The sequence below is a fragment of the Streptomyces sp. NPDC005963 genome (assembly GCF_040638655.1).
Lineage (GTDB): Bacteria > Actinomycetota > Actinomycetes > Streptomycetales > Streptomycetaceae > Streptomyces.
Genome location: NZ_JBEXVD010000070.1, coordinates 1 through 4,218, shown reverse-complemented (window position 1 = coordinate 4,218; position 4,218 = coordinate 1). Strand labels below are relative to the sequence as shown.

The following is a 4,218-nucleotide window of genomic DNA, read 5'->3' as shown; positions in this document are numbered from 1 at the left end:
CAAACGCGACTACATCTTCAACGGCACCCTGGCCACAGCAGCCATCGTGATCTGGCTACGCGACCTCATCAAAGAGCCATCAGACACTGCCTAGCGCCGGCCCGCGGAGCACCCGGCCCGGATGGGGCACCGCCGCCCGGATCCCACTCCGCTGAGCAGCACGCAGAACGATGGGATATGAGGTACGTCACAACACCCGGGCGGTACGACACCGCCCACCCCGGCAGGGTGCCCGCAATTCCCGGCCCTACCGAGTCACTTCACCAGCCACCCAACGGAACGTGCCCGGTCGATGACCCCTGGCAACTTAGGGCACCCTTTCTTGAGGTGGCGTCCCTCTGGTAGAGGTAGATGTGCCCCGCTCACACATCGGAAGCGCAGTGATGAACCAGGACAGAACCAACGACCTCATCCCGTTCTCCCTCGACCTCTCGATCGACGAGTCCCGGCGACGCGCCGAGGTCGTCGCCGCGCTCGGGGCGGACTGGGACCCCGTGGCCGTGCTCCAGGGCGAGGACGAGGCGTACGCACTGCTCTACTCCGGCCTCGACGGCGAGCAGCAGCGCACCTACGACCTGCTCGTCGCGGCGGGGGTCCTTCCGGGAGAGGAGCCGGGCCATGCGCCTTCCCATTGACCCGCAGGCCGACATGGCACGCCGGGCCTGGGTGGACTGCCCCTCCTGTGACGACGCCCGTACCTGCGCGATCTGCGCCGACGGACGGAACTGCTCCCGGCACTGGCGCTATCTGATCTCCAACAGGGGGCCGGTCGTCCATCTGCAATGCCCCGGCTGCACCCATATGTGGTCGCTGAACACCAGGCCCGGTGTCACTCCTCGTCCCGCGGACGATCCGGTCTGCTGATCGCCGGCGGCACGAATCCACACGTTCAGTCCGGGTGGGCGTGTCGATGGCCGTGGCGGGCCGCGCGCAGGACCCTGCGCCACGAGATGACGTCCGGCCTACGGCGCAAGAGGGCCCTGCGCTCCCTCTCGGTCATGCCGCCCCACACGCCGAACTCCACGCGGTTGTCGAGGGCTTCGCTGAGGCACTCGGTGCGTACGGGGCAGGGTGTGCAGACGGTTTTGGCCCGATTCTGCTGCGCGGCTTCGGCGAACAGCGTCTCCGGGTCCGTCGTCCGGCAGGCCGCCTGCTCGCCCCAGTGGAGTAACGCATTCATCAGGTCTTCCCTTCTCTCCCGCAACACGGCTGACCTCGAGCCTATGCCGCCGCCGAACATGTGAACGCCCAGGGGGCCCCTGAAGTGCCCTTCTACCGGCCCGAGATGGACCGGGGAAGTAGGGGAACGGACAGATTCGGCCGGTGGGACGCGAACCGGTGAAAGGGAGAGGTTCGGCCGGTCCGACGCACCGAAGGAGAGCGGGGCCTCAGCTTCCTGGAGCCGCCCCCTTGGACTCGGGGCAGGCTCCCGTACCGCAACGGCAGTCCGATGTGGCGCTGTTCACCACTCGAGTCGACCGCCGTCGGCGGCAACCGCAGCATGCAGGGCGTCGCGTAGTCGCCCGTACCCGGGCGCGAGGCCGCGCAGTCGCCCGGACAGGGTTTCGTCGTCCCGGCTGACCAGCGGTTCTTGCAACGCCCCGACTTGGCGTGAGAGTTCTGCCGCGATGGACGCGGGTCCAGACAGGTGCAACTGGGCGAGACAGCCGGAGGCGTCGGAAAGACGGCGTGCGCCCACCCGGATGGCGAAGGAACCCAGCAGGTCCCTGGTGTCCTGGTCGAGTCCGCGCTCCACCAGGTCGGCGAAGGCAGTGACCCCGTCGGCTTCCCCGAGCGTGCCGGAGGGGACCGGGAGGTCGGTTCGCCCCGAGAGCCAGCCGATCGCTCGGGGGAGGGATCGCCACAGGGCCTCCGGGGCAGTGACTTCCCGTTCGCGTACGAAGTCGTGCCGCATCACGAAGGGCGCCTCGCCGTAGGGAACAGTGTCCGCCCGCCAGGCGTCGAGGAACGCGGACGTGCGCAGGGTCGCGTAGGGATGGCCCTGTGGGTCGTGCAGGAGCACGACGTCGTCATCGGCCGCGATCACCACGACGTAGTGGTCGCCGAAGCCCGGTGCGGGGGTTCCCGGCCGGTAGAGCAGCAGCCCCATGTCCACCGGTCCCGCGAGCACCGGCCCCCGGGCCGCGGCACGTTGCAACCGGGCGTTCGCCTCGGGCCCACTGCCTCCCACCGTACGGACACAACGCAGTCCGAGCAGGTCGACGGCGGCATCGAGGCCGAGTTCCGGATCCCAGCCGTAGGGGTCGAACAGCGGCGTCGTGCCCCCGATCAGCTGGAAGCCGAAGGGCGAACCGGTCAGCGTCTCGATCACGCCCGACGGTGGCAGCAGGGGATCGTCCGCAGCCATGGCGAGTGAGTGCGTGTAGCAGTAAGGACCGGAGCCTTGGTAGGGCGGCATTCGGGGCCTCCTTCGATCTGACGACCGGACCAGCCCAGCCTTTGACACGGGGAGAAGGTCAAGCCGGGAACGCCCCGGAGACTCCGATGTGCGCCGACGAGTCACCCCGGGCACAACGGTCCAACTACCCTCCAGCGCCCTTGAGTACGATCATGGCCCGGCATTCGATCACGGTCGATTGCCGCGTCAGTCTCAACCGTTCAGGAGAGGCAGCGTCATGCGAAGAACCCCCCACCGTCGGCTTCGTACCACCGCCACCACCGCGCTCGCCATGGCCCTCGGCACGATCGGCCTCGCGGCGCTCCCCACCACCGCGAACGCCGCCGACAACACACTCGCCGTCCAGTACCGAACGAGCGCGTCCGGCGCCCAGGTCTCGCAGTCCGCACCGTGGTTCAAGGTGCGCAACACCAGCAGTGCTCCCGTGGCGCTCGCGGGGGTCAAGGTGCGCTACTACTTCAAGGCCGAATCGGCCGGCGCCACCTATCGGTTCGCGTGTGACTGGGCGGTGAGGGGCTGCGCCAACATCACCGGTTCGTTCGGCACGCTGACCCACCCCACGGCGACCGCGGACCGCTATCTGGAGATCGGCTTCACCGCCGCTGCCGGATCCCTCGCACCGGGCACCGACACCGGGGACATACGCCTGCGCTTCCACCGGTCCGACTGGCAGCAGATCGTCCAGAGCGACGACCACTCCTTCGGGGGCGCCCAGGGCACCTGGGCCGACTGGCCCAAGGTCACCGCGCAACTCGCCGGAACGACGGTGTGGGGCACCGAACCGGGCGGCACGGTGCAACCGCCGCCCGCCCCAACCCTGTTCGACGACTTCAACTACGGCTCGCACACCGATCCGCAGCTCTCCGCCCACGGCTGGAGCCTGCGCTCCTGGTCCGGTGGCCCGGGGGTTCCCGGTGCGACCTGGTCGCCGGGCAACGTGAGCTTCTCCACCGTCGACGGCAACTCCGTGATGCAGCTGGAGACCGCCACATCGGGCACCGCGGCCAGCACCCGCCAGGCCGAGATCTCGACCTCGGCGATGAAGTTCAAGAACGGCACCTACGCGGCACGGGTCAAGTTCAGCGATGCACCCGCGTACGGCCCTGACGGGGATCACGTGGTCCAAACGTTCTTCACCATCAACGACCTCAAGGCCCCGATGGCCGATGACTACGCCGAGTACGACTTCGAATACCCGCCCAACGGCGGTTGGGGCGAGACCTCGAACATCTTCTTCACCACGTCATGGGAGACATACGACCCCAACACCGGGCAGAGCGTCAATCAGCACACGGTGGCGCGCAGCAGCCACGCCGGCTGGCGCGACCTGGTCGTCACCATCGACGGCAACGACATCCGGTACTACATCGACGGGCAGTTGTTCAGCACCCACGGTGCCGGCTATCTGCCTGAGCGCGGGATGGTGATCGCCTTCAACCAGTGGCTGACGGATCTCACCGGCCAGACCTCCACCGAGGCACGGGCTTACGAGCAGCAGATCGACTACGTCCTGCACGTCAAGGACCAGGTCCTCACCCCCGGCGAGGTCGCCGCCAAGGTCGGCGCGTACCGCGCGACGGGCAAGACCTTCGAGGACACGGTGACAGCAGGTTGATCCCGGTCGAAGGGTGAGCCGGCTCCCGTGTGTGGTGGTTTCGGACGCGGCCGACTCCCGCTCGGCGGGCCTTGTCCCCGGGTCCGGCGATGACCGTGCACAACGCGGGACGGCCGGTGTCGGCGGGGAATCCCAATTGATCGCGTTTGAAGGCGAGGGCTCCTCCGAGCAGGTCCCGGGAACC

Annotated in this window: 4 protein-coding genes and 1 pseudogene; 3 read left to right on the top strand and 2 right to left on the bottom strand. The window is 68.4% G+C overall.

Annotated elements, in window-relative coordinates; genetic code table 11:
• The first annotated feature begins 383 nt into the window (after positions 1–383).
• Positions 384–635, top strand: a complete 252-nt coding sequence (locus ABZ348_RS34520; RefSeq protein WP_358939947.1) for a DUF6400 family protein — start codon at positions 384–386, stop codon at positions 633–635.
• Positions 619–864, top strand: a complete 246-nt coding sequence (locus ABZ348_RS34515; protein WP_358939945.1) for a hypothetical protein — start codon at positions 619–621, stop codon at positions 862–864. Before ABZ348_RS34520 ends, ABZ348_RS34515 begins: the two co-directional genes overlap by 17 nt.
• Before the next feature lie 67 nt (positions 865–931).
• Here ABZ348_RS34515 and ABZ348_RS34510 read toward each other — a convergent pair.
• A pseudogene (locus ABZ348_RS34510) lies at positions 932–1,180 on the bottom strand (WhiB family transcriptional regulator); the annotation flags it as partial.
• A 282-nt stretch (positions 1,181–1,462) separates the two neighbouring features.
• A complete protein-coding gene (locus tag ABZ348_RS34505; RefSeq protein WP_358939943.1) occupies positions 1,463–2,419 on the bottom strand; it encodes a hypothetical protein in 957 nt (318 codons plus the stop codon).
• A 217-nt stretch (positions 2,420–2,636) separates the two neighbouring features.
• Between ABZ348_RS34505 and ABZ348_RS34500 the strand changes: the two genes are divergently transcribed.
• Positions 2,637–4,034: a cellulose binding domain-containing protein gene (locus tag ABZ348_RS34500; protein ID WP_358939941.1), complete on the top strand. Its 1,398-nt coding sequence runs from the start codon at positions 2,637–2,639 to the stop codon at positions 4,032–4,034.
• Positions 4,035–4,218: the final 184 nt, after the last annotated feature.